The organism is Bradyrhizobium sp. SZCCHNR3119, from assembly GCF_032487775.1.
Lineage (GTDB): Bacteria > Pseudomonadota > Alphaproteobacteria > Rhizobiales > Xanthobacteraceae > Bradyrhizobium.
Genome location: NZ_JAUEUV010000001.1, coordinates 1 through 23,874, shown reverse-complemented (window position 1 = coordinate 23,874; position 23,874 = coordinate 1). Strand labels below are relative to the sequence as shown.

General features: G+C 62.7%; 22 protein-coding genes and 1 pseudogene. 4 read left to right on the top strand and 19 right to left on the bottom strand.

Annotation, left to right across the window (positions count from 1 at the left end; translation table 11 throughout):
• Positions 1–145: 145 nt before the first annotated feature.
• The 10 genes from QX034_RS00115 to QX034_RS00070 all read right to left on the bottom strand — a co-directional run bounded on the left by QX034_RS00115 (position 146) and on the right by QX034_RS00070 (position 9,232).
• Positions 146–1,126 carry a biotin-dependent carboxyltransferase family protein gene (locus QX034_RS00115; protein WP_315745501.1) on the bottom strand — a complete coding sequence of 327 codons (981 nt, stop codon included), beginning with the start codon at positions 1,124–1,126 and terminating at the stop codon, positions 146–148.
• Positions 1,116–1,991, bottom strand: coding sequence for an allophanate hydrolase subunit 1 (locus tag QX034_RS00110; protein WP_315745500.1), 876 nt, complete (start codon positions 1,989–1,991; stop codon positions 1,116–1,118). Before QX034_RS00110 ends, QX034_RS00115 begins: the two co-directional genes overlap by 11 nt.
• 5 nt (positions 1,992–1,996) lie before the next feature.
• The gene (locus QX034_RS00105) at positions 1,997–3,424 is read right to left on the bottom strand and encodes an acetyl-CoA carboxylase biotin carboxylase subunit (protein WP_316194904.1); all 1,428 of its coding nucleotides are present in this window, start codon (positions 3,422–3,424) and stop codon (positions 1,997–1,999) included.
• A 17-nt stretch (positions 3,425–3,441) separates the two neighbouring features.
• Positions 3,442–3,684, bottom strand: a complete 243-nt coding sequence (locus tag QX034_RS00100) for an acetyl-CoA carboxylase (protein WP_315705917.1) — start codon at positions 3,682–3,684, stop codon at positions 3,442–3,444.
• A 32-nt stretch (positions 3,685–3,716) separates the two neighbouring features.
• Positions 3,717–4,445: a LamB/YcsF family protein gene (locus QX034_RS00095; protein WP_315705918.1), complete on the bottom strand. Its 729-nt coding sequence runs from the start codon at positions 4,443–4,445 to the stop codon at positions 3,717–3,719.
• A 91-nt stretch (positions 4,446–4,536) separates the two neighbouring features.
• Positions 4,537–5,724: an ABC transporter substrate-binding protein gene (locus QX034_RS00090; protein ID WP_315705919.1), complete on the bottom strand. Its 1,188-nt coding sequence runs from the start codon at positions 5,722–5,724 to the stop codon at positions 4,537–4,539.
• A 33-nt stretch (positions 5,725–5,757) separates the two neighbouring features.
• Positions 5,758–6,831 carry a branched-chain amino acid ABC transporter permease gene (locus QX034_RS00085; protein ID WP_316168584.1) on the bottom strand — a complete coding sequence of 358 codons (1,074 nt, stop codon included), beginning with the start codon at positions 6,829–6,831 and terminating at the stop codon, positions 5,758–5,760.
• A 3-nt stretch (positions 6,832–6,834) separates the two neighbouring features.
• Positions 6,835–7,749 carry a branched-chain amino acid ABC transporter permease gene (locus QX034_RS00080; RefSeq protein WP_315705921.1) on the bottom strand — a complete coding sequence of 305 codons (915 nt, stop codon included), beginning with the start codon at positions 7,747–7,749 and terminating at the stop codon, positions 6,835–6,837.
• A 2-nt stretch (positions 7,750–7,751) separates the two neighbouring features.
• Positions 7,752–8,474: an ABC transporter ATP-binding protein gene (locus tag QX034_RS00075; protein WP_315705922.1), complete on the bottom strand. Its 723-nt coding sequence runs from the start codon at positions 8,472–8,474 to the stop codon at positions 7,752–7,754.
• Complete coding sequence (locus QX034_RS00070; protein ID WP_315727954.1) at positions 8,474–9,232, bottom strand: ABC transporter ATP-binding protein; 759 nt, start codon at positions 9,230–9,232, stop codon at positions 8,474–8,476. The genes QX034_RS00075 and QX034_RS00070 overlap by 1 nt, the downstream gene beginning before the upstream one ends.
• 116 nt (positions 9,233–9,348) lie before the next feature.
• Between QX034_RS00070 and QX034_RS00065 the strand changes: the two genes are divergently transcribed.
• On the top strand, positions 9,349–10,269 hold the full coding sequence (locus tag QX034_RS00065; protein WP_315705924.1) for a LysR substrate-binding domain-containing protein: 921 nt from the start codon (positions 9,349–9,351) through the stop codon (positions 10,267–10,269).
• A 65-nt stretch (positions 10,270–10,334) separates the two neighbouring features.
• Here the strand turns inward: QX034_RS00065 and QX034_RS00060 are convergent, their stop codons facing one another.
• The 8 genes from QX034_RS00060 to QX034_RS00025 form a co-directional block, all read right to left on the bottom strand.
• Positions 10,335–11,690, bottom strand: coding sequence for a HAMP domain-containing sensor histidine kinase (locus tag QX034_RS00060; RefSeq protein ID WP_315705925.1), 1,356 nt, complete (start codon positions 11,688–11,690; stop codon positions 10,335–10,337).
• 4 nt (positions 11,691–11,694) lie between these two features.
• Complete coding sequence (locus tag QX034_RS00055; protein ID WP_315705926.1) at positions 11,695–12,357, bottom strand: response regulator transcription factor; 663 nt, start codon at positions 12,355–12,357, stop codon at positions 11,695–11,697.
• Between the two features lie 59 nt (positions 12,358–12,416).
• Complete coding sequence (gene ccmI, locus QX034_RS00050) at positions 12,417–13,724, bottom strand: c-type cytochrome biogenesis protein CcmI (protein ID WP_316194902.1); 1,308 nt, start codon at positions 13,722–13,724, stop codon at positions 12,417–12,419.
• Complete coding sequence (locus tag QX034_RS00045; RefSeq protein ID WP_315705928.1) at positions 13,721–14,221, bottom strand: cytochrome c-type biogenesis protein; 501 nt, start codon at positions 14,219–14,221, stop codon at positions 13,721–13,723. The genes ccmI and QX034_RS00045 overlap by 4 nt, the downstream gene beginning before the upstream one ends.
• Positions 14,218–14,754: a DsbE family thiol:disulfide interchange protein gene (locus QX034_RS00040; RefSeq protein WP_315705929.1), complete on the bottom strand. Its 537-nt coding sequence runs from the start codon at positions 14,752–14,754 to the stop codon at positions 14,218–14,220. The genes QX034_RS00045 and QX034_RS00040 overlap by 4 nt, the downstream gene beginning before the upstream one ends.
• An 8-nt stretch (positions 14,755–14,762) precedes the next feature.
• Entirely contained in the window at positions 14,763–16,751 is a 1,989-nt protein-coding gene (locus QX034_RS00035; protein ID WP_316194900.1) for a heme lyase CcmF/NrfE family subunit, read from the bottom strand.
• 302 nt (positions 16,752–17,053) lie between these two features.
• On the bottom strand, positions 17,054–18,589 hold the full coding sequence (locus QX034_RS00030) for an ankyrin repeat domain-containing protein (protein ID WP_315705931.1): 1,536 nt from the start codon (positions 18,587–18,589) through the stop codon (positions 17,054–17,056).
• Positions 18,576–19,877, bottom strand: coding sequence for an NAD(P)-binding domain-containing protein (locus QX034_RS00025; protein WP_315705932.1), 1,302 nt, complete (start codon positions 19,875–19,877; stop codon positions 18,576–18,578). The genes QX034_RS00030 and QX034_RS00025 overlap by 14 nt, the downstream gene beginning before the upstream one ends.
• 437 nt (positions 19,878–20,314) lie before the next feature.
• On the opposite strand from QX034_RS00025, the gene QX034_RS00020 reads away from it, so the two are divergent.
• On the top strand, positions 20,315–21,142 hold the full coding sequence (locus tag QX034_RS00020) for a pyridine nucleotide-disulfide oxidoreductase (RefSeq protein ID WP_315705933.1): 828 nt from the start codon (positions 20,315–20,317) through the stop codon (positions 21,140–21,142).
• 12 nt (positions 21,143–21,154) lie between these two features.
• Complete coding sequence (locus QX034_RS00015) at positions 21,155–22,507, top strand: cytochrome C (RefSeq protein ID WP_315705934.1); 1,353 nt, start codon at positions 21,155–21,157, stop codon at positions 22,505–22,507.
• Between the two features lie 23 nt (positions 22,508–22,530).
• On the opposite strand, the gene QX034_RS00010 is transcribed toward QX034_RS00015, so the two are convergent.
• Complete coding sequence (locus QX034_RS00010) at positions 22,531–22,770, bottom strand: hypothetical protein (protein ID WP_315705935.1); 240 nt, start codon at positions 22,768–22,770, stop codon at positions 22,531–22,533.
• A gap of 286 nt (positions 22,771–23,056) precedes the next feature.
• On the opposite strand from QX034_RS00010, the pseudogene QX034_RS00005 reads away from it, so the two are divergent.
• Positions 23,057–23,874, top strand: a pseudogene (locus tag QX034_RS00005) (hypothetical protein); the annotation flags it as partial.

Here is a 23,874-nt window from a genome sequence, read left to right as displayed (position 1 = left end):
CGCACTCCGAGGATGAGACGCAATTCTACGCAGCAATTGCCGTGCCCGATCGCTCGACATGCGACGATCGAGCCGGGGTCTTGTCGTCAGCCTCTTGAGCCGGCTGTCCCGTGCGGAGGCAGAAGGGGGACTCCAGTTCCGGCGATTAGGCCGCGAGCGAGGAGCGGAGCCCAGCCAGCAGTTCGGCTTTGTCTTTGCGGGCCGACAGCGCCGTCTCCATGTCCACCTTGACGAACTTCACCGGCGTGTTCGGCTGCAACTGGCCGATCAGATCCATGTCGGCGGAGATCACGGTGCCGACCATGAAGTAGCCGCCACCCGACACCGCGTCTCGATGCAGCACGATCGGTTCGGTGCCGCCGGGCACCTGGATCGAACCATAGGGATAACAGGCATCGGTGATGTTGGAGGGATCCGAGCCGGCCCCGAAGGGCGGCTCGCGCGGCACGAATTCGAGCGGCTTGCCGCCCCTGAAACGGTAGCCGATCCGATCGGCCTCCGGCGCGACCTTCCAAGTATCATCGAAGAAGCCGATGCCGGCGGCCTCGGTGATGCGGTGCCAGTAGAGGCCGGGCATCACGCGCAGCTCGGTCGGCATGCCCGGGGGCAGGCCGCGCAGGGAGTCGGGGACGGTGCGTCCTTCCGCAACGGCTGTCGCCGCCACACCGACCGGCAGCTCGTCGCCGGCCTCCAGCTTGCGACCCTTGAAGCCGCCGAGCGCGCCGAGCGCATAGGTCGAGCGCGAGCCGAGCACCACCGGCACATCGATGCCGCCGGCCACCGCGATATAGGCGCGCGCACCTTTCTTGAGGAAATCAAACGACAGCTTCTGGCCGGCCTTCACCTTGAAGGATGACCAGGTCTGCTGCGGCTGGCCGTCGAGCTTCGGCGGCAGCTCGGCGCCGGTCACTGCGACCATGGCGTCATCAGTGAATTCCAGCTCCGGCCCCATGAAGACGGCCTCGAGCACCGCGGCGCCCTCGGGATTGCCGACCAGCAAATTTGCCGCCACCAGCGCGTGCCGGTCCATGCCGCCGGAAAGCGGGATGCCGATGTGATAATAGCCCGGACGTCCGAGATCCTGGACAGTGGTCGCCAGACCCGGCTTCAACACCTTAATGGCCATGGAGAACGCCCTCCAGCTTGCGATTGTAGCCGTCGATGTCGCGGTTGAATTCGGCGAGCGAGAACGAGACGTCGCGGATCACGGGAGCGAAGCGGCCGGCGTCGACATCGGCGACCGCCGCATCATAGGCGGCGCGATCGATCGGCTTCCACTTCACGATGTCACCGGGCTTGAACAGGCACATGAAGTCCTTCAGGTAGCTGATGGTCTGGTTGGGATCGTAGATCGGCATCGGCGTGACGCCGTACATCTGGTAGCCGCCGGCGCCGCGCACCGAATAGATGCAGCTGAAACAGCCGCCGTGCCCGATCGTCAGCTTCGGGGTGTCGGTGCGCGGGCGCAGATATTTCGGGGCCTGGATCTGCCGCTGGCGTTCGACCATCTGGTACAGGAACGGCAGGCCGGCAACGAAGCCGACCATCGAGACAAACCAGGGCGCGCTGGAATGCGCCTCGATGAAGGCATCGACGCCGTCGAGATTGTTGATGCGTGCGGAATATTCGAGATCGGTACTGGCCGGGTCCTGATGGCGTTCGCGGAAGCGCATCAGGGTCTCGTGCGTCCAGGGATCGTTGTAGAGCACGGGAATCTCGATGATCCGTGTCGCGATCACGGGCTCGGACTTGTCGGCCGCCGCATCCATCCGTTTCAGCTCGGCGAGCAGATCGTCCGGCTTGATCACGTCGGGATCGAACTTCACCTGATAGGACGCGTTGGCCGGGCAGATCTCGGTCACGCCCTTGATCTTGGCGTCGCGCACGGCGTTGGTGATGAAGAGGCTCTTGAAGAATGCCTCAAGCGACATCGCTTCGTCGACCTCGGCGAAGATGTGCTCATCGCCGCCGAAGGAAAATCTGGTTTGCATCGGGATCACTGGCCTCCTGTTGCGGACGGGGCGGGTTCTGAGATGACGGCACGAGCTGGCGCGGCAGGTGCGACGAGCCGCGCGGCATTGGCTTCCAGCCATGGCTCTAGCCAGGCGGTATGAAACCGCGCCGCCTGCACCTCGGAATCCTGTGCGAGCGCCTGATGGAGAGACTTGGTCGTCACCAGGCCTTCGATGTTCAACTCGGTCAGCGCACGCGCGAGTCGCCGGATCGCAGCGGCCCTGTCCTCATCATGCACGATCAGCTTGCCGAGCAGGCTGTCGTAGAACGGCGGCACCGTATAGCCGGGATAGAGCATGCTATCGAAACGGACGCCGTTGCCGCCGGGGACGTCGAGGGCAGTCACGGTGCCCGGGTTGGGCATGAAGCCCTTTGCGGGGTCTTCGGCATTGATCCGGACTTCGATCGAATGACCGTGCAGGCGCACCTGATCCTGGCTGATGCGCAGGCGCTCGCCGCCCGCGATCCGGATCATCTCGCGCACGAGGTCGATGCCGGTGACCATCTCGGTGACGGGATGCTCGACCTGAATACGGGTGTTCATCTCCAGGAAATAGAACGCGCCGCTGCTGCTGTCATAGAGATATTCCAGCGTGCCGGCGCCGCGGTAATGCACCGCCTTGGCGAGCGCCACGGCCGAGGCGCACAGCTGCTCCCGAACCGCGGACGGCAGCGATGGCGAGGGCGCTTCCTCCCAGACCTTCTGCCGGCGCCGCTGCAGCGAACATTCGCGCTCGTAGCAATGGATGACGTCGTGCCCGTCGCCGAGCACCTGCACCTCGATGTGCCGCGCGCCTTCGATCAGCTTCTCGACGTAAAGGCCGCCGTCGCCGAAGGCGGCGAGCGCCTCCGCTTGTGCCTGCGGCATCAGATGATGAAATTCCTCGGCCGAGCGCGCGATGCGAATGCCGCGACCGCCACCACCGGCGGCCGCCTTGATCACCACCGGGAAGCCCGTCGTCTCCACCAGGGCGAACGCCTCTTCCGCCGACTCCAGCCGGCCGCGGCTGCCGGGCACTGTGGGCACATCAGCTGCGGCAGCTGCCGCGCGTGCGGCGACCTTGTCGCCCATCAGGCGGATCGATTGCGCCGTCGGTCCGACGAAGATCAGCCCGGCTTCCTCCACTGCCGCCGCGAATTCGGCGTTCTCGGCAAGGAAGCCGTAGCCGGGATGGATCGCGTCGGCGGAGGTCTCGTTGGCTGCGGCCAGGATCGCATCACGCCTGAGATAGGATTTCGACGCCTGCGCCGGCCCGATCTCGACGCTCTCGTCGGCGAGCCGGACCGCAAGCGACTCCTTGTCCGCCTTGCTGTAGACCTGCACGGTGGCGATGCCGAGCTCGCGCGCAGCGCGGATGATGCGCACGGCGATCTCGCCGCGATTGGCGATCAGAAGTTTTTGGATGGTCATGGATCGATCGGGCGCCCTCAAACCTCGACCTCGGCGATCGGCTGACCGGCCATCACGGCGTCTTCATTCTCGGCGAGGAATCGCACGAGCTTGCCCGTGATGCCGGCCTTGACCTCGTTGAACGACTTCATGACCTCGATCAGGCCGATCGTGTCGTTGTCGGTGATGGCGTCGCCGTCGCTCTTGTAGGCCGGCTGGTCGGGCGCGGGCTTGCGGTAGAAAATGCCGGGCAGGGGAGAAAAGATCTGCTGGATAGCCATGGTGTCCTCGTGATTGTCGCGGGTCGATCGGATTAGCGCGCCGGCAAATAGGAGCGGAGGGCCTCGCGCACGGCCTTGGTGATCGCGACCGCGTTCGGCGTGTCAGAATGGACGCAAATGGAGTCGGATCCCACGGCGACGTCGTTTCCGGCCACCGTTTTCGTCTGGCCGTCGGTGATGGCGCGCAGGCAGCGCGAGGCCGCCTCGGTCGGGTCCTTGGCGTCGTGCTCGCGGGTCACGATCAGCGAGCCGTCCTGATTGTAATCGAGATCGGCGTAATATTCGGCGACAAAGCTGTGGCCGCGACGCGGGTAGACCGTCTCGTGCAGCGTGCCTTTCATCCCGAACAGCGGCACCTTGTAGACGTCGGCCACATCGCAGACCGCATCTGCGATCTCTTCCATCCGCGAAGCCATGCCATAGAGCGAACCGTGCGGCTTGATGTGATTGAGGGCCATGCCCTCCGCATCCAGGAAGGCCTTGAGCGCGCCGACCTGATAGAGGATGCAATTGGTCATCTCCTCGCGGCCGAGCTTCATCTCGCGCCGTCCAAACCCCTGCAGATCGGGCAGCGAGGGATGCGCCCCGACCTTGACGCCGTATTTCTTGGCCAGACGCACGGTCCTGCGCATGTGGTTGAAGTCGGAGCCGTGGAACCCGCAGGCGACGTTGGCAACGTCGATCAGGGGCATGAGGCTGTCGTCATCGCCGAGTTTGTAAATACTGAAAGCCTCGCCCATGTCGCAATTGATGGTGACCATTTCCCGTCGTTCTCCCGGCGTCTGCGCTCTTTAGATCATCAGAGTGAGGGGCGCCGCAGACTATTTATGAGCTGCGGCGCCTTTCAAGGGTCTATTTCGACACGAGATAGTCGACCGGAATCTTTTCCGAGATCGTCCACTCGTCGATCACCTTCGGCTTGCCCTGCTCGGTATCGACGATCAGGTACCGGCCCTGGTTCTGGTGGTGCAGCTCCTTGCTGAAGGTGCGCGGTCCGAACAGGGTCGGCTCGTTGTTCATCTTCTCGAGCTCGGCGACCACGGCTTCGGCGTCGGTCGTCTTGGCCCGCTCGACCGCCTTGGCCCAGACGTCGATCAGGACGTAGCCCGGATAGACATACTGGCTCGACGGATCGCCGCCCGTCACTTCCTTGTATTTCTTGTTGAACTCGCCGACCTTCGGATTGGGATCGTCGCCGTAGATCGAGCCCTGCACCGGCACATAGAAGTTCGAGAGGTCCGGGACGGCATTCAGCCAATAGCTGCCATCCATGCTCGATCCGTTGAGGATCATCGACTTGATGCCGGCGGCCCGGATCTGTTTCACCGCGGAAACTGCGCCCGGCATCATCGTGCACAGCATGATGGCGTCCGGTTCCTTGGGCAGGCTCTTGATGCGGGTGATCTGCGAGGCGATCGAGGCGTCGTCATTCTTGAAGGTATCGCTGCCGGCGAGCGTGGCGTCCTTGAGATGCGGCATCATCCAGTCGAAGCCGTCGCAGATGCCCTTGTTGTAGACGGTCCAGCTGTCGAGCAGCCGGTAGAAGCTGCGGGCGTTCTTCTTCTTGTACGCCCATTCGGCCATGGTTGCGCCCTGCACGGCCGCCAGCACGGACGCCGAGAAGGAGTAGGGGCCGACGCCGGGGATTCCGGCCTTGATCGATTCGGCGCACAGGAAGAACGAGACCTTGTTGGCGGCCTGCGCCTGCAAGGCGGCTGGCGCACCGAAATCATAGTCGCAGGAGACGATGACGAGGTCCGCACCCTGGTCGAGCACGGCCAGGCCCGCTTTGGCGCCTTCGGCCTGGTCGGTCTTGGTGTCGGCGAAGACCGCCTTGATCTTCTTGCCGAGCAGCCCGCCGGCCTTGTTGATCTCCTCGATGCGGATCATCGCTGCATCCTGGGCCGGCTTATCGTAGGCCTGCATGAAGCCGGATGCCGCGGTGGCAAAACCGACGACAATCTCGTCTGCTGCCTGGGACGGTGCACACCACAACGCCACCAGCACGGCGAGCCCCCCCGCCAACTTCGTCAAACGCATCAGTAACTCTCCTCCGTTGTCTCGACCAAAGTATCAGTTAGACTCTTCAAGCGCGGGCTGGACCGGGCGCGGCACCACTTGCCGCCGCCGCCATCCACTCCAGGACAATTCGCGATTGCGGGTCAGGCCGGTCGGCAGATACATCAGGATGACGATGGTGATGACGCCGATCGCGACCTCCTGAACGCCATTGGGGAGGGCAACCGTCAGCCCGCCCAGGTTGACGCCCTTTTCGAGGTTGCGGAACAACTCGATCAATGTGGACATCGCGACGACGCCGATCACGGCGCCGCTGAGGCTGTACATGCCGCCGACGACAAGCATCGACAGGGTGATGAAGGTGGTGCGCAGATAGAACGCGCCGGGATTGACGATGCTGAGGAAGTGCGCGTAGAGCGCCCCCGCAAGGCCGATGATGAAGGCGCTGACGACGAAGGCGATCAGCCGTTCCCGGACGATGTCGATGCCGGAAGCATTGGCGGCGACGGCTTCATCGCGGGTGGCGCGCAGGGCCAGGCCCGAGCGGGAGATCGCAAACAGATACGCGATCGCGATGGCGACGGTGGCGCCGAGCCAGCCGTTCCAGACGTTCATGGTCGGCGGGATGCCGACGATCGAGCCTTGCCCGCCGGTGACCGAGTCCCAGTTCGAATAGACGTTGTTGACGACGCCGAGCAGGCCGAAGGTGGCAATCGATGCGGCGATTCCCGATAGCCGCATGATGACGCGCCCGACGACCAGGGCGAACAGCGCCACGAACAGGCCGGAGATCGGGGTCGCCAGCCACATCGATAGCTTGGCGTGCAGCAGCCATGTCGGCAGGCCCTTGAGCGTGATCGATTTCATCACCGGCGGGATGGTCAGCCACGCCGTCATATAGGCGCCGAGGCACATGAAGCTGATATGGCCGAACGACAAGAGGCCGGAATTGCCGATGAAGACATAGAGGCCGACGACCACCATGATGTTGATGAACATCTCGACGATGGTGCGGTTGAAGGCGCGGCTGCCGAACTGATAGCTGAGAGCCGCAATCACGAGCAGCAGCACGGCGAGGATGACCGGCGTCGCGATGGTCCGCCATAGGACTGAAGGCCGCTGCGACATGGTTCAGACCCTCTGCTTGGCGGATTTCGGTGCGAACAGCCCTTGCGGGCGCACCAGCAGAACCACGATGACCGCGCCATAGACGAAGGCGTCGCGGAAGACGCGGGCGTCGTGCGGCAGCGTAGCCTGGAACACGACGCTGGCCGCGCCGATCAGGAAGCCGGCAGCGACCGCGCCCGGCACGCTGCCCAGACCGCCGATGACGGTGGCGATGAAGGCGATCAGCATGACATTGGCGCCCATATTGATATCGGCCGTCCCGGAATTGGTCGCCAGGATCAGCCCGATCGCAGCCGCAAGCATGCCGCTGATGGCGAAGGCGAACAGGATGACCGCGTTGGCGCGGACACCGAGCATCCGGGCCATGGTGAAGTTCTCGGCTGCGGCGCGCATTTCGAGGCCATAGCGCGTTCGCTTCAGGAACAGCGTCAAGGCGGCGAGAACGGTCAGCGTGACGACGATCGTGACCACCTGAAGCATCGGAATGCGGGCACCCAGCACCTCGACCGGCAGGCCGAGCGTCGGCCACAGCGTGATCGACTTCGGGCGGCTGGAATACAGCATCAGCAGGAAGTTGCGGATGGCGAAGCCGAGCGCGAAGGACGCGATCATCATGGTGGCCGGATTGGCGTTGCGGAAGCGACGGAATACGATCACTTCCGACAATACCGACAAGCCGGCGCCGATGATGAGGAGCAGCGGCACCAGCAGATAAAAGGGCAGGTTACCGGCAAACACGATTGCGGCTGCACTGGTCGATGGCCACAGCATTGCGAACACGCAAGAGGCGATGAAATCGCCATGAGCGAAGTTGACCAGCCGCATCACGCCGAAGATGAGCGCGATCCCCAGCGCACCGAGCGCGTAGAGGCTGCCGAGGCTCAGCGCATCGAACACGATCTGCAGCAGCTCCGTCATGCTCAGTGGTCTCCGAACCCGAAATAGGCCTGCTTCAGGCGCTCATCCTTGACCATCTCGCTGGCCGGCCCTTCGAGGACGATGCGGCCGCCGCGCATCAGGATCATTCGTCCGCCGGTCATCATGGCGCGGGTCGAGCTCTGCTCGACGATCAGCAGCGTGAGCCTCCGTTGCGCGCGTAGCCGCGCCAGGATTTCGTAGACCTGATCGATGATCTTGGGCGCGAGGCCAAGCGACGGCTCGTCGATGGCGATCAGGCGGGGCGACGTCATCAGCGCGCGGCCGATGACGAGCATCTGCTGCTGGCCGCCGGACAGCATGCCGGCAACGGCATGGCGGCGGTCCGCCAGAATTGGGAATTCGCTGTAGACGGCCTCCAGGTCGGCGGCGATCTTGTGCTTGTCGGACCGCATGCCGGCGCCGACTTTCAGATTTTCCTCAATCGTCAACGCGCCGAAGACATTGCGTCCCTCCGGCACCATGGAGAAGCCGCGCCGCGCGATCTGCTCCGGCGGCGCAGCTGTGATGGTCGCGCCGTCGAACGTGATGCTGCCCGAGGCGGGCGGCACGACGCCGGCGATCGCGTTCAGCAGTGTCGACTTGCCGGCGCCGTTGGGCCCGGTCACGAACAGGATCTCGCCTTCCTCGATGGCAAGGCTGACGCCGCGCAGCGCGGTCAGGCGGCCATAGCGCACCGTGAGATTGTCGACCGTGAGCAGCGTCATCAGACGGTTGCCCCATCGACGGCAAGGGCGGGGATCACCTCATCGTGCTGAGTGCCCATATAGGCGTGCCGGACCGCGTCGCTCGAACGAATCTGGGCGGGGGGGCCGACCTCAATGATCTCGCCGGAGTCCAGAACGAAGATGCGTTCGCACAGTTCGAGCACCAAGCCGATATTGTGCTCGATCAGTAGCACTCCTATGCCGAATTCTGAGGCAATGCGCCGAATGATCGACGCCAGCTCATGGCTCTCGTGCTCCGACATGCCTGCCGCCGGCTCATCCAGCAGCAGATAGCGAGGCTTGCACATGATGGCACGGCCAATCGCGACGCGCCGCTCGTCGGTGTAGGGCAGTGCTCCCGCGAGGGTGTTGGCGAGATGCGCAATGCCCAGCCAATCCATGACGTGCTCGGCTTCCGCGAGCGCCTCGCGGCGGCTGAGGCCGAGACCGACGCCGGTGACCTCCAGATTATCGACGACCGGCAGCTCACGAAATAGTCGGCCTGACTGAAAGGTACGCGCCACACCCTTATGGCGAAGCTTGTGAGCTGAAATACCTTTGATCGTTTCGCCTTCGAGCGCGATCGTGCCGTGACCTGCCTGCTGGAAGCCCGTCAAAACGTTGATCAACGTCGTCTTTCCAGCGCCGTTCGGGCCGATCAGTCCGGTGATGCTGCCGCGCGGTATCGCCAACGAGACGTTCGACAAAGCTTTCAGTCCCTCGAATTGGACGCTGATATTTTGAGCAATCAGGTCCAATTGAACTGAAGCCATCTTGACGCCTCTCAGGAACCGCGAGCGAACGGCTTGATTTTCGGCGTCGCACCAAGCAATTGTAAAACTCGAAAAATTGTTCGCTGATATCGGATTTTTTGATGGCTCTGACCTTCCGTCAGGTCCGCCACTTCATCGCGACGGCCGAAACCGGCAAGGTGTCGGCGGCTGCTGCTACGCTCAATGTCACGCAGTCGGCCATTACTGCGTCGATCAAGCTGCTGGAGGCCGACCTCGGAAAGAAGCTGTTCGACCGGCACTCGAACGGCGTGACCCTGACATTCGACGGGCAGCTGTTCCTGCAACGCGCCCGGGCGATCGAAGCCTGTGTTGCGGACGCGGTGCGAAGCCCTCATCGCTGGGGGCGGCAGGTCGATGGTACCGTCGATGTCGCCGTTAGTTACACCGTCGCCGGATATTTCATGCCCTCGCTTCTGTCGCGCTTCTGGCGCGCATTTCCAAGCATCACCGTCCGCCTTCACGAAAATGAACGCGACGCGATCGAGTTCGGCCTCGTCAACGGTCGCGTCGATGTTGCGGTCATGCTGGTTTCGAACCTGCATGACCGGGGGGCGATCCGCTCACGTCTTCTGCTCCGCTCGCCGCGGCGGATGTGGGCGCCTGCCGGTCATCCGCTGCTCCAGAAGGAGCGGGTTCGTCTTGCTGACCTTGCCGCGGAGCCATATTTGATGCTGACGGTCGACGAGGCCGAACGCTCGGCCATGCGTTACTGGCGGCCTACGCCGCACGTTCCCAACGTCATCTTCCGGACCATGTCGATGGAGGCCGTGCGCAGCATGGTCGCGGCCGGCATGGGCATCACCATCCTCTCGGACATGGTGTATCGCCCATGGTCGCTGGAAGGCCATCGGATCGATCTCAAAACGCTTGATGATGATATTCATACGATGGATGTCGGCCTCGCCTGGAAGAGTGATGCCGACTTGTCTCCTGCCGCGCAGGCCTTCTGCGAGTTCGTCGCCATGGCCTATCCCGCAGCAGAGCCGGTGCATTTCGAGTGAGAATGGCACGAGTTGCGCGCGGGCGGGCGGCGCGACGCCCGTATTTTCAGCCCAACGAGCTTAGCTCAGAGCGCTTTCTTCTTGAGAACCAGCTTCATGGCAGCACCGCCATGACGCGACTCGTCGATCCACAATTGGCCGTCATAGAGAGCGGCCAGATCTCGGGCGATTGCAAGCCCGAGCCCCGTGCCGGGCTTCTGTTCGTCCAGCCTCACGCCGACGTCGAAGATGCGCGTTCGATGCTCCTTGGGAATGCCGGGGCCATCGTCCTCCACCGAGATCAGAACAGTGCTCCCGAGGTCGGAGACTGAAACGACGACGTGCTGCCGCGCCCATTTCGCGGCGTTGTCGAGCAAGTTCCCGATCAGCTCGATCAGGTCATTCGGATCGCAGCCCACCACGATGTCGGCACGCCCTTCGACCTGAAACCGCTTGTCGCGTCCTGAACCAAATCGCGAATAGGTGCAGATCAGCGTCTGCAGGATATCGGACAGAACCGCGCTGGCGCCGGCATTGGTCGATGCTGACGCGCGTGCGCGCGCCGTCTGGTAGTCGATCAGCAGGGCCATCCGCGAGCATTGCTCCAACAGGATCTTTGCCATCTGCTCGTTGCCGGATGCCTTGAGATCCTTCGCCTCTTCGTTGAGAATGGCCAGTGGCGTCTTCAACGCATGAGCAAAATTCCCCGCCAGGACACGGGCGCGTTCGACCATGCTGAGATTTGCAGTGATCATTCCGTTCAGCTCGGTGACCAGCGGCATGATTTCGTCCGGCAGGTCCTCGGGCAGCCGGCTGATCTTACCGGTCCTGACCGCGGCGAGGTCGCTGCGTATGCGCGCGAGCGGCCGCAGGCCATAAGCAACCTGGGCGTAAGCGGTACCAACCATTGCGAACGCCATGAGGCCCAGCGCGGTGGCGAGAGTGAGGTTCAATTGCTTCATCTCGTCGCTGATCAGCCGCTCGTCAGCACCGACACGAATGTCGATCGCTTGGTCCAGATGGGGCGGGCGGGTGATGTTCCGAACCATGCGCATCGGCCCGGTCGGTCCCGCGACGCTGATCGGAGGAGCCACCGATCGCGGGCGGTCCTCTTCAGGACCGGACGGAAGAGACAGCGTATCCTGCAATGACGGCGAACGGATCGTGGCGCCATTCGGCAGGAGGACCTGCCAATAGAGGCCGGACTGGGGAGGCGAGAATCTGGGGTCGCTGAGGTCGCGTGCGATAAAGGGCTTCAGCTCGGAATCGATGCCCACGAGGCCGATGAGTTCGCGGGCATGATCCAGAAGGTCGTGATCGAACTGTGCTTCGACGACGCGGCGGAAGACTGCCGAGAGGCCGAGCCCACTGACGAACAAGACGAGCGAAATCCAGATCGCCGCACCAGCGATCATGCGAGCACGGAAGTTGCGGCCGAACATTGGTCTATCCGATGCGATATCCCATGCCTCTGATCGTGCGAATGCAGTCGCGCCCGAGTTTCTTCCTGAGCCGGGCGATATAGACTTCGAGTGTATTCGAGTCGCGAGAATTGTTCCCCGAATAAATATGCTCCAACAGCTCGGGCTGGGACACGATGCGGTCGGGGCGGCGCATCAGGAATTCAAGAATACGTAGTTCGAGCGGACTCAGGCTGACTGTCTCGCCGCCCTTGCTGACGAGGCCGGCAGCAGCATTCACCTCGATCTGGCGCTGACGGAGCACCGCATCGGGCTTGCTGGACGCGCGACGGAGCAGCGAGTTGATCCGGGCGACAAGCTCCTGGGCCTTGAACGGCTTTTCCAGATAGTCATCCGCGCCGGCATTGAGGCCGTTGACGCGCTCCATCCAGCCGCTGCGGGCGGAGAGGATCAGGACAGGCAGCGTCCGCCCCGCGTGCCGCCAGCGCTGCAGCACATCGAGACCGGAGATGCGGGGCAAGCCAATATCCAGGACGGCGGCATCATAGCTCTGAGTGTTGCCGAGCATCCACCCCTCGTTACCGTCTGTCGCGAGATCTGCTTCGAATCCGGCTTCACTCAGGCTTTCCCTGATCCGGTCGGCGTAAACAGCCTCGTCCTCTATCAGCAAGATACGAATGGTAGCCACCCCGATCGCCCACTATGGATCTGCCTCGTCACGCTGCGTGATTACGCCCTTCGTACTCGCTACGGGTCGACGCCGAGCTGCTTCGCAGCGTCCGCAATACGGGTTCGTTCCTCGCTATCGTCGGCAAAGACGGATAGCGCCCGCTGCAGCGACTGGCGGGCAAGTTCAGTCTCACCCAGCACGACCCGCGAGCGGATCAGCTTGATCCAGCCTTCCGCATCGCGCGGTGATTGTTCGAGCCGGCTGGCAAGATTGTCGACCATGCCCCGGATCATCGCACTGCGATCCTGCGGCGACATGCCTTGCGCGGCGCGGACGTCGTCCTGGCTCGGCCCTCTTGGAGCCGCGGTCTCGGTCGAGGACTTGGCCTTGTCGGAACGGAGCAACTCCTGCATGCGTTCGGAGGAGAGGTTCGGGCCGCTTGAGGCTGGAGCTTGCTCCCCTCCGAGTTCGGCCAGCCGCCGCTTGAGGTCCGGCAGCCACGGCTCGTTCGGATCGGCATCCAATATGATCGCCTTCCAATCGGCGATCGCCCCTTCCTTGTTGCCGTCCTGTTCTTTGGCGAGGCCGTTGAAGAAGCGCGCGCGTGCGTCCTTGGGATCAAGCCTCAGCGCTTCGTCCAGCTCCTTCTTGGCCTCGGCCTTGACGGTGCCGTCGGCCGCTCGCACGAGCGCTTCTCCACGCGCACTGTGGTACTCGGCGGAGTCGGGGCGCAGCTCGATTGCGCGAGAGTAGGCCTGAGCCGCATCCGCAAAGCGTTCGATATTGAAGAGAGACCAGCCGAGCAGCCGCCACCCCTCGACATCCTTCGGATTGCGATCGAGCCGCGTCTGCACACGCTGGATCATCTCCTCCACCGGAGGCAATCCGGCTTGCTGTGACGTGCGGCCTTGCGAATCCTGGGCGGCCGAAGGCTGCGACGACGCCACGCCTTGGGTGGTCGCGATGGGGCGGGCGTCAGCCGTCGCTCCTGGAGCCGGTACGTTGCTCGCTTGTCCCGGCGATGCGGAGGGGACGTCCGGACTTCCGATCACCGCATAGAGCAGAATGGAGCCGAAGACCACGATGCCGGTGACGACCGTGAGCGCAAACTTCCGTTCGGAGTTACTGAGTGGAGTTGCCGCTGCCTCGTCAGCACGATCGGTCGTGAGGATACGCCGTTTGATCTCGAGCGTCGCACCCTCGGCCTCGGTCTTGTCGATCAGACCGCGTGCCGCTTCACCCTCGATTTCCTTGAGCTGGTCGCGGTACACGGCGAGCTCCTGAGCGGAGGCCAACTGCGCCCGCTCAAATCGGCGGATGAATGGGGTCGATATCAGGACGGCAGCGGCAGCAATCATTGCCGTCAACATCAGCCACAGAATCATACGGAGCTCCGTCGGTCGAGGATTGCGTCGATCGTTTTGAGTTCGTCAGCATTGAGTGGAGGAACCTGCACTCCATCGCGCGCATTGGCCGCAGCACGGCGGACATAGCGGCCAAAGCCGATGACAGCCACGAGCAGGGCCAAGAACGGTCCGAGCCAAAGCAAGATCGTGTTCCACTGCAGAGGTGGCTTGAGCAGGACGAAATTGCCATAGCGGGCGACAATGAAGTCCACGGCCTGCCGATCGTTGTCCCCGGCCTGCAGGCGGTCTCGCAGTAGCACGCGAAGGTCGTGCGCCAAGGGCGCATTCGAATCGTCGATGCTCTGGTTCTGGCACACGACGCAACGCAGCTCCTGGCTAAGGACGCGTGCGCGGCCTTCCAGCTTTTCGTCTTTGAGCATCTCGTCAGGCAACACCGCACGGGACGGCGGCACCACGACGGTCGACACGAGCAGGGCGACGAACAATGCCAGTCGGCTGAGCCTTGGCTGGGTCATGACTCGCTCCGCAATGCTTTGAGCAACGGCTCGAATTCGTCGTGCCAGACCTCCTCGGTCAAAGGACCGGGATAGCGAAAGCGGATCCGGCCGGTGCGGTCGATCACGAAAGTCTCGGGAACCCCGGTGACGCCGAAATCGATGCCGATCCGGCCAGACTCGTCCGTGCCGACGCGGGCATAGGGGCTCCCGTGTCGCGCGAGCCAGCGCGCGCCGTCGCTGCGCATATCTTTCCAGTTCAGTCCATAGATCGGAATTCCCGAAGTCTCGGCCAGCTTCAGCAGCATGGGGTGCTCGACGCGGCATCCAGGGCACCAGGACGCGAACACGTTGAGCAACATGACGCCGCCCTTCAGATCCGTGCTGGAAAACCCGCCGTCCTTGCCGTCCAGCGAAGCCATGCTGAAGGCGGGTGTCGGCTTGTCGATCAGCGTCGACGGCATCCTGCGGGGATCGTTGGACAGGCTGAAGGCAAGTCCGGCGGCGAGCCCCAGGAAGGCGAGCAGGGGAGCGAGATAGGAAAGGCGCAGCATCGGTTGTCCTACTCGGCGGGGATAGCAGCTGGTATGGCCTGTGCGGCACGTCGCGGCGCGCCGACGCGAAACCGGCGGTCGGCGAGTGAAACAAAGCCGCCACACGCCATCATCAGCGCTCCGATCCAGACCAGCGGCATCAAGGGGTGATAGTAGAAACGGACTGCCCAGGAGCCTTTGTCGTCGGGATCGCCGAGGGTCACATAGACGTTCCAAAGCAGATTGGTGCGGATGCCGGCGGCGGTCGTGAGCTGTTGGCGAACCGGATAGAAGCGACGCTCGCTGAACAGCTGCGTGAACGGCTTGCCATTGCGCGTGATCTCGAAGATCCCGCGTTCGGCCTCGTAGTTGGGGCCCGGTACCTTTCCGACCGAACGTAGCCGGACATCATAGCCGGCAAGCTGCAGGCTTTGGCCGGGCCTTAGCATCTCGATCTTCTCACCGGCCCATGCCGTCATTCCGGTGATGCCCGCAACCGTCACACCCATGCCGGCATGGGCAAGCACCAGGCCATAGACGGCGAGCGGCGTCGTCGCCGCAAGGTTGAGTGTCCTTGCCAGCGGCGTCGACGTGCCGAGGCGTATGCGGTGAGCCAGCACCATCAACGAGCCGACGATGAGCCACGCGGACACGCCCAGGAAGAACGCAACCAGGAAGTGGCGCCCGAACGTCGCGACGAGAACCCCGAGGAAGACCAGCGCAGCCAGGCCCGCAGCGGTCTTGAGCCGCCGAAGCGCATCAACGAGGGCGTCACGCTTCCATCGCAGGACAGGACCAACCGTCATGGCCAGCAGAAGCGGCACCATGATGGGAACGAAGGTCATGTTGTAATAGGGCGGTCCAACGGAAATCTTGTCTTTTCCGATCATGTCGACCACGAGCGGATAGAAGGTGCCGAGAAAGACCGTCGCTGCAGCGGTGGTGAGCACCACATTGTTGAGCACGAGTCCGCTCTCGCGGCTTACCGCGCCAAATAGCGCGCCATGCTTCAGCGTGGGCGCCCGGATCGCAAACAGGGTCAATGCGCCGCCCGTTGCAACCAGGATCATGGCAAGGATGAATGCACCGCGGGCGGGATCCTGCGCGAAGGCATGAACACTGGTGAGCACACCGGAGCGGACCAGGAACGTGCCGATCAGGCTGAGCGAAAATGTCAGGATCCCGAGCAGGATCGTCCAGCTCAGAAGCGCATTCCGACGCTCGACCACCAAGGCGGAATGGAGCAGCGCAGTGCCGGCGAGCCACGGCATGAAGGAGGCGTTCTCCACCGGGTCCCAGAACCACCAGCCGCCCCAGCCCAGCGTGTAGTAGGCCCAGGCGCTGCCGAGCGTGATCCCGATCGTCAGGAAACACCATGCAGCGAGCACCCAGGGGCGGACCCACCGCGCCCAGCTCGCATCGACCTTGCCCTCGATCAGCGCTGCGACCGAGAACGAGAACGCCATCGAGAAGCCGACGTAGCCGAGATAAAGAAACGGCGGATGGATCGCGAGGCCGGGATCTTGAAGGATTGGATTTAATCCATTGCCTTCGAGCGGAGGATCGACGAGCCGGGTGAACGGGTTCGAAGTCCAGACAACGAAGCTCAGGAATCCGAGGCCGATCATCCCGTGAACGCCCAGCACCTTGCTTTGCAGTCCATCGGGAAGATTCGTGCCGAACAACGCGACCGCAGCGCCAAACAACGAGAGAATGAGGACCCACAACAGCATGGAGCCCTCGTGATTCCCCCAGACGCCGGAGACCTTGTAGAGAAGCGGCTTGAGCGTATGCGAGTTGGCGGCCACGACCTGGACTGAGAAGTCCGAATGCACAAACAGCGAGGTGAGGCACGCAAACGCGATAGCGATGAACAGAAACTGGCCGAGGGCTGCTTGGCGGATGAAGGCGGCAATCGTCGGCTCCTGGCGCCTCAGTGCGACGAATGGCACGACCGACTGCACGAGCGAGATGAGGAGCGCCAGAATGAGAGCAAAGGATCCGGCTTCAGCTGTCATCTTGTCCCCCGTTGGACGCGTCTATTCCTGCGACGGACTATCAAGTGTCCGTGATGCGGCGCACTCAATGCGCCGAATGGGGCATCAATCGTACGGAAACATGATGTTCGTCAGATTGCGGTTGGTCGCTATTTGCAACTCATTCTCAGCGAGGAGAACGGCGCGACGCTCACACCGTATTTCACTGACGAATGCTCGCTTGCGTGCGGACGACAGAATAAGTGGCAGCTGCAGCTGCGTCGTTGCGTCGCAGTTGCAGGAAGCGATCTCGTCGTGTGTCCGAGATGAAGTGAGCGTGGCCGCTATTCGAGCAGCTTGGCGATTTCGCCGTGGCCGCCGATCGTGGCGATGTCGCTCGCTCGTTCTCGCCGTTTGTTTTTCAAGGACTTGTCGGCGCCGGCGGCAAGCAGGTTTTGCGCGATCTCGACGTGACCTTCATGGGCCGCCATCATCAGCGCACTCATCCCTTGTGCGTTGCGAGTGTTGATATCGACCTTGCGCTGCAAGAGTGTCCGGACGACATCGGTCAGTCCGGCACGCGCCGCCAGGATCAGGGGGGTGTTGCCGCTCTTGGTCGGAGCCTTCGGATCGGCGCCGCCCTCGAGTAGAACAAGGGCGGCCGCAGCTCCGCCGTTCTCCAGAGCTTTCAGCAGTGGCGTCATTCCGTCGGCATCGGCTCGGCCAACCTCAGCGCCGGCGCGGATCAGCTGGTCGAGCGCTCGGACGTTGCCATGATCCGCCGCGTACCAGAGCGCGGTCCGGCCCTGCTTGTCGGTCGTATCAACCGCAGACCGCTGGACGAGCTGTGGCGCGATCGCCTCGTTGGCGCAAGACGCAACGGCGACCATCAGCGGCGTCCGGCCGTCTTCGAGGACCGGCAGGCCACCCGCATGTTCAAGAAGCGGAGCGATCGTCTCGGCCTTGCAGCGGCTGACGGCTATTGCGAGCGCGGTCGAGCCGTCTGCCCTGGTCGCGGATGCGTCGGCTGATTTAGTCAATAGCAATTTGACCATATCGGCGTAGCCCTTGTCTGCCGCCAGCATCAGCGGCGTATCGCCGTGCCGGTTACGGACGTTGGGGTTGGCGCCTGACGAGAGCAGGAGTTCGGCGAGTTTGACCTGGCCGGCGGCTGCGGCAATCGCCAACGGCGTGTCGCCTTCGTCGTTCGTTGCGTTGACGTCGGCCTTCGCTGCGATCAGCTGACGCATTGGCGCGATCTGGCCGCGCAGGGCTGCATCGATGATATCGGGCTGACCATTTCTCGACGCGGCTTGGGCGTCGAGTTTCGGATTGGCTGCCACGCGTTCGACAGTGCGAACGGTGGCATCGGGACGCTTCTGGGCAGCCGCAGGGTTGCGGCTTGCGACCTCGGTCAGCAGCCGCCCGGCAGGTTCGTAGCCGGCCGCCGCGGACCGGCGCAGCCACTCGCGGGCCTTCTCGACATCGGTCGACGTTCCTCGTCCGGCGAGATACATCGACGCAAGGTTATATTGCGCCTTGGTGTGTCCCTTCTCGGCGCTGAGCTTCATCCATTTGAACGCCAGGCCGTCATCAGGTCTGGTCCCGAGCCCGGACCGATAGAGCGAGGCAAGGCGATATTGCGCGTCGCGATCCCCGCTTAGAGCGGCCGGCTCGAGCAGCTTCAGCGCTTCGGCGGGACGTCCGGCCCGGATCGCCGTATCGGCAGCCCGGCTCGCGGCAGAGGACGCGTCCGTCGTGACGGTCGCGCCGTCGCGCAGCTCCGATGGACTGGCCGCTCGCGCGAGGGGCGGGATGGCTTCGTAGCCGAAAAGACAGATCAGGATGGTAGCGACATGAGCGGGCCTAGGCTGTGCCATACTTGGTCTCGACTTCGATTCCCATGCTTTTGAGAAATGCGGTCGGCAGGATGCCGCCGACACAGACGATGATCGCGTCGTTGGGTATCGTGCTCAGCTTGCCTTTGGCGTCGATTTCGACATCGTGCTCGCCGATCCGCTTCACCGATGAGTTCAGGACGACATTGAGACGTCCGGCGCGTTCTGTAGCTTCGACCCGTTCGCGATTCTTCGGCTTGGCGCGATTGAACGATTCACTGCGGTGCGACAAAGTGACCGTGGTGCCGGGTTCGTCGGCCACCGAACAGGCCGCCTCGAGCGCCGCATCGCCACCGCCGACGACCAGCACGTGCTGCCCCTTATATTGTTCCGGATCGATCAGGCGATAGACCACCTTGGACTGCTCTTCGCCCGGAACGTCGAGCTTGCGGGGCGTTCCTCGCCGACCGATCGCCAGGAGAATCGCGCGCGTCTTGTAGCTGTTGCGGTCGGTCTTCACCTCAAAGCCGTTGTTGAGCTGGATGACGGCATCGACCCGTTCGCCGATATTCACCTTGAGCTTCGTTTTGTTCACAATGCTCATGAAGAAGCTGATCAGTTGCTCCTTGCTCAGCTCTCGGAAGTTGAACTTGCCGGCCAGCGGCAGTGTGAAGGGGGCGGTCATCACGAGCTTGCCGCGCGGGAAATGAGCGACCGTACCTCCGAGCGAGTCCTGTTCCAGCGTGACGAAGCGGAGCTTGTGATGCATTGCCGCGAGACTCGCCGATAGTCCGGCCGGACCGCACCCGACGATCACCACGTCGAGCATGTCGGACTTGCCGAGATCCTTCATCTTGCGAACGGAATCGATCGCTTGACGTCCTTGCTCAATGGCATTGCGGACCAGCCCCATCCCGCCAAGCTCTCCGGCAATGAAGATGCCCGGCACGTTGGTCTGGAACTGCTCATTGACATTGGGGATGTCGATGCCGCGCGTTTCCGTGCCAAAGACAAGGGTGATGGCGTTCACCGGACATACCGCCTTGCAGGCACCATGCCCGATACAATGCGAAGGCTCCACCAGCGAGGCCTTGCCGCCGATCAGGCCGAGAATATCGCCTTCGGGACAGGCTCTGACGCACGAACCGCAACCGATGCACAATGCCGGATCGATGATCGGATGAAGCGATGCCGGTTCGAGCAGTCCAGCCTCCTTGGCGGCTGAGAGCTTTGCCACGCTCTTGAATTCGCGATGTTTGCGCGCTGCGACGTAAGCGGCCCAGACGCCGACCATCGGAGCGGCGTAGACGACGAGCAGATCCAGCGCCATGTCCTCTCTCGCACTCACATTGTTGTTCTGCGGGTCATCGCGCGTCAGCAGATATCCGGACTGACAGGAGCAGAGGAAGTCATTGCCGCGCACGGATGCCGAACGTTGCTTCTCGGCACAGGCGCTAGATGCAAATTCTTCTCAACAGCTCCCGACACAGAAATTCCAGAATGATCACTACACGTGCGCGCATGACCAGCCGCGATCGTTAATCAGTAGCGGCTGGCGGAAATAAGGCTCAGATCAATGACAACGGCGTCACCTAATAGAGCAATCATCAGTGCACAATCGGCTGGCTTCGTCGGCCCGGTAGAACCTCGATTAGCAGGCGACGAATTGTCGCATGTCGTGAGCAGTGCATTCGACCTGGCGCGGGGCTTCGCAGGATGAGCGGGGCGACGAGGGCGCGTACGGGCGGCAACCCGCTTCGACAAATAGTGCCGATTCTGCTGACCGTGATCGTCTGTTGTGCGGTGGGCGTTGGATGGTTGCAGAGGGATGAGGAATATGTGACGCCCGATTCCGGTACCGGGTACTGGCTCGGCATCTACGGCAGCTTGGCGATGTTATCGCTGCTGGTCTACTCGCTGCGCAAGCGGTTCAAGTCGATGCGCCTGATCGGGTCGATCCCATTTTGGTTCCGAACCCACATGCTGCTCGGCATCTTCGGGCCCGTCCTGATTCTATTTCATGCAAATTTCAAACTCGGGGCGCTCAACAGCAACGTGGCATTTTTCGCGATGCTGATCGTCGCCATCAGCGGCGTCATCGGCAGATACATCTACGGCAAGATCCATTTGGGGCTTCACGGCAGGAAGGCGCATGTGAAGGAACTGTTGGCGGAAGCCGAGGCGATGAGAGCGGACCTTGGCCAGGATATGAAGGCTGCGGCCTTTGTATCGCAGCAGCTGAGCGCCTTCAGCAAGGGTCTCGAGAACAAGGTGCCGCGAACTGCGCTCGGCAGCCTGCGCACAGGCGCGATCATTACCGCGCGCACCAGGCGATTTCGGCACGACGTGGTGACGGAAGCACGACGGCTCGTTCGCGCCGAAGCCAAAGGAGCGCGCTGGTCATGGTCGGAGCGGCGAAGGCGCCAGAAGCGGATTGAAAATGTGGTGCGGCGTTATGCTGCAGCGGTTCGAAAAGCGGCGGAGCTGACGTTCTTCGAGCGGCTGTTTTCGCTCTGGCACATCTTTCATCTGCCGTTGTTTTTCCTGATGTTGCTTGCCGGCATCGTGCATGTGTGGGCGGTCCATCATTATTGACGGAGTTGCGTGATGAGATGGCGCCTTGCAGCACTTGCGATCGTCGCAATCGGTCTTGCGGCCGTCGGGGCCCGAGCCCAGACGGTTCTGGAAAAGTTGGTTATGCCGGGACCGCTGGCCGGCAAGCACGCCAAGTTCGAAACCGAGTGCGGCAAGTGTCACGAAGCGTTCACGCGCAAGGCGCAGACCGGCCTCTGCCTTGATTGCCATAAGGAAATCGCCGCCGATCGCAAGGACCACGTGCGGCTGCATGGACGCGAGCAGGGGGCGCTCAGCCAGGAGTGCCGGCAGTGTCACACCGACCACAAGGGGCGCGACACCGACATCGTTCAGCTCGACAAGGAAACCTTCAACCACGATTTTACCAATTACCGGCTGGTCGATGCACACAAGAACGTTCCGTGCGCCGGGTGTCATGTCGCGAAAGTCAAGTTTCGCGACACGCCATCGACCTGCTTTGACTGCCACAAGACGATCGACCCTCATCACGGGCGGCTTGGCGAGCGCTGCGAGAATTGCCATGTCGTCGTGAAATGGCGTGACACCAAGACCTTCGATCACGCAAAAACGAAGTTCCCGCTTGTCGGTGCCCACAAGTCGGTCGCTTGCGCCACCTGTCATTCGAGCCAGCAATACAAGGATCTGCCGACGTCTTGCGTATCCTGTCATCGGCTCCAGGATGTCCATGCCGGCCGCTTTGGCGAGAAATGCGAGACCTGTCACGACCAGGACAAGTGGAAAACCACCCACTTCAATCACGACAAGACCAAGTTTCCGCTGCGCAACGCACATGCCAAGGTGAAGTGCGAGAGCTGCCATACGGGCGATCTCTACCGCGACAAGCTCGCCACCTCCTGCGTCTCATGTCATCGGAAGCAGGACCCGCACCAGGGGAAGCTGGGGGAGCGCTGTGAGAGGTGCCACAACGACACGGGCTGGCGGAAGAATCTTTCGTTCGACCACGAGCTCACCCGGTTTCCCTTGATCGGCCTGCACAAATCGGTCCCGTGCGAGGAGTGCCACCGCTCCCAGACTTACAAGAACACGCCCACCGCTTGCGAAAGCTGTCACAAGGATTTCCACCAGGGGCGGCTCGGAGGGCGATGCGCGAGCTGCCACAACCCGAACGGCTGGTCCTTGTGGCGATTCGATCATGCGCAACAGACGCGCTTTCCGCTCGTAGGGCAGCATCAGAAGATCACATGCGAGTCCTGCCACAAGGCGAAAGCTCCACCGAATCTGAAGCTGCCGATGGACTGCTACAGCTGTCACCGCGGCTCAGACGTGCACAATGGTACCTTTGGACAGAGCTGCGAGCGCTGTCATGTCGCGACCGGGTGGCGCAACGTTCAGATCAGAAACTGAGTCGGATCGAACGCCGCTGCGGATCAGTCCGGTTCGTCTGTAACGCGATCACTCTGTAAGGCGATCGCCTTGTGAGGCGATCGTGAAAGCGTGCGCTCAGGCGCACGCTTGTCCTGGCTTTTCATGAGCAAAATCAGGCCCGTTCCGGACGCCTCGCCATGCGCGAGCAGGCGTCTCGCGAGCAGTGCGCGGAAGTTCGCGTGGCCGTTCAGTTTGAATTCAGCTTGGTCAATTTTTGGGCCAGCTTGAAGCCTCTTTCTCAAGCTGCGGTTCGGTGTATTCGCACCGTAACGACTACTACGGCTGACGACCGCGCATGGGGTCGCGTGCGTTGCCGCAGAGATGAAGCGAAGGAGTGCGTGGCTATCTGAAGGGCGAGTGGATGGGGATCTGAAACCATCTCGCCAAATCGGACATGCGTGACAGCTTTGATGGAATTCCGAGAGGCGACCGCCGGGCGGTTTTGCCTGATGGATCCGCTTTGCCTGACGGTCAGACGACCGCATCGCGCAGCTCCGAATCTTGTGGTCGGGAAGTTTGGAGACTGGGGTGGAGTGCACGTACCGCATTGTTAGGCCGCTCGCGCGTCAATCGCGCACCGCACTGTGGTGCGCGATCGCTGCGATCCTGTTCGCGTTCGCAGCACTCGACCCGGCCGTGGGGCAGGGATCGTTCGACCATTTCTCCACTGGATTTCCGCTGACCGGCAGTCACCGCGCGGTGGAATGCTCATCGTGCCATGTCGGTGGGCGGTTCAAAGGCACGCCGACGCAGTGCGCGAGCTGTCACAACGGCGCGCAGACCGCGGGCATGTCGGTGAATCATCCCAAGACCACCACGCGCTGCGAAAGCTGCCACCAGACCTCGACCTGGAAGGACATACGAGTCATCGATCACACACAGGCGAAGGCGCCGTGCGCCGCCTGTCACAACGGTCTGATGGCCCGTGGTAAGCCAAAAAATCACATCACGACCACGGCCCCCTGCGACACGTGCCACCGGACCGCCGCCAGCTTCCGCGTTGCGATGAGGATGGATCACACCGGCATCGTCGCCGGTTGCGCCAATTGTCACAACGGTACGGTTGCCCGCGGCAAGTCGAGCGGACACGTGCCGACAGCGCTTCCCTGCGAATCCTGTCATACGAACACGTCCAGCTTTGCCGGTGCCACATTCCAGCACAGGGCGACCGACACCAACTGCGCGACCTGCCACAACGGCAAGACCGCGATGGGTATGACCACGCCGCCGCACATCCCGGTGACGGGCGTGCAGTGCTCGAACTGCCACACGAACACCGCGGCGAGCTTCGCCACCTACACGATGAACCACGCGTCGGTGTCGACGGCGCGCTGCGACAGCTGCCA

Coding starts and splice junctions, on each gene's coding strand:
- QX034_RS00115 (WP_315745501.1), bottom strand. CDS start 1,126: ATGGCCATTAAGGTGTTGAAGCCGGGTCTGGCGACCACTGTCCAGGAT.
- QX034_RS00110 (WP_315745500.1), bottom strand. CDS start 1,991: ATGCAAACCAGATTTTCCTTCGGCGGCGATGAGCACATCTTCGCCGAG.
- QX034_RS00105 (WP_316194904.1), bottom strand. CDS start 3,424: ATGACCATCCAAAAACTTCTGATCGCCAATCGCGGCGAGATCGCCGTG.
- QX034_RS00100 (WP_315705917.1), bottom strand. CDS start 3,684: ATGGCTATCCAGCAGATCTTTTCTCCCCTGCCCGGCATTTTCTACCGC.
- QX034_RS00095 (WP_315705918.1), bottom strand. CDS start 4,445: ATGGTCACCATCAATTGCGACATGGGCGAGGCTTTCAGTATTTACAAA.
- QX034_RS00090 (WP_315705919.1), bottom strand. CDS start 5,724: ATGCGTTTGACGAAGTTGGCGGGGGGGCTCGCCGTGCTGGTGGCGTTG.
- QX034_RS00085 (WP_316168584.1), bottom strand. CDS start 6,831: ATGTCGCAGCGGCCTTCAGTCCTATGGCGGACCATCGCGACGCCGGTC.
- QX034_RS00080 (WP_315705921.1), bottom strand. CDS start 7,749: ATGACGGAGCTGCTGCAGATCGTGTTCGATGCGCTGAGCCTCGGCAGC.
- QX034_RS00075 (WP_315705922.1), bottom strand. CDS start 8,474: ATGACGCTGCTCACGGTCGACAATCTCACGGTGCGCTATGGCCGCCTG.
- QX034_RS00065 (WP_315705924.1), top strand. CDS start 9,349: ATGGCTCTGACCTTCCGTCAGGTCCGCCACTTCATCGCGACGGCCGAA.
- QX034_RS00060 (WP_315705925.1), bottom strand. CDS start 11,690: ATGTTCGGCCGCAACTTCCGTGCTCGCATGATCGCTGGTGCGGCGATC.
- ccmI (WP_316194902.1), bottom strand. CDS start 13,724: ATGATTCTGTGGCTGATGTTGACGGCAATGATTGCTGCCGCTGCCGTC.
- QX034_RS00045 (WP_315705928.1), bottom strand. CDS start 14,221: ATGACCCAGCCAAGGCTCAGCCGACTGGCATTGTTCGTCGCCCTGCTC.
- QX034_RS00040 (WP_315705929.1), bottom strand. CDS start 14,754: ATGCTGCGCCTTTCCTATCTCGCTCCCCTGCTCGCCTTCCTGGGGCTC.
- QX034_RS00035 (WP_316194900.1), bottom strand. CDS start 16,751: ATGACAGCTGAAGCCGGATCCTTTGCTCTCATTCTGGCGCTCCTCATC.
- QX034_RS00030 (WP_315705931.1), bottom strand. CDS start 18,589: ATGGCACAGCCTAGGCCCGCTCATGTCGCTACCATCCTGATCTGTCTT.
- QX034_RS00025 (WP_315705932.1), bottom strand. CDS start 19,877: ATGGCGCTGGATCTGCTCGTCGTCTACGCCGCTCCGATGGTCGGCGTC.
- QX034_RS00015 (WP_315705934.1), top strand. CDS start 21,155: ATGAGATGGCGCCTTGCAGCACTTGCGATCGTCGCAATCGGTCTTGCG.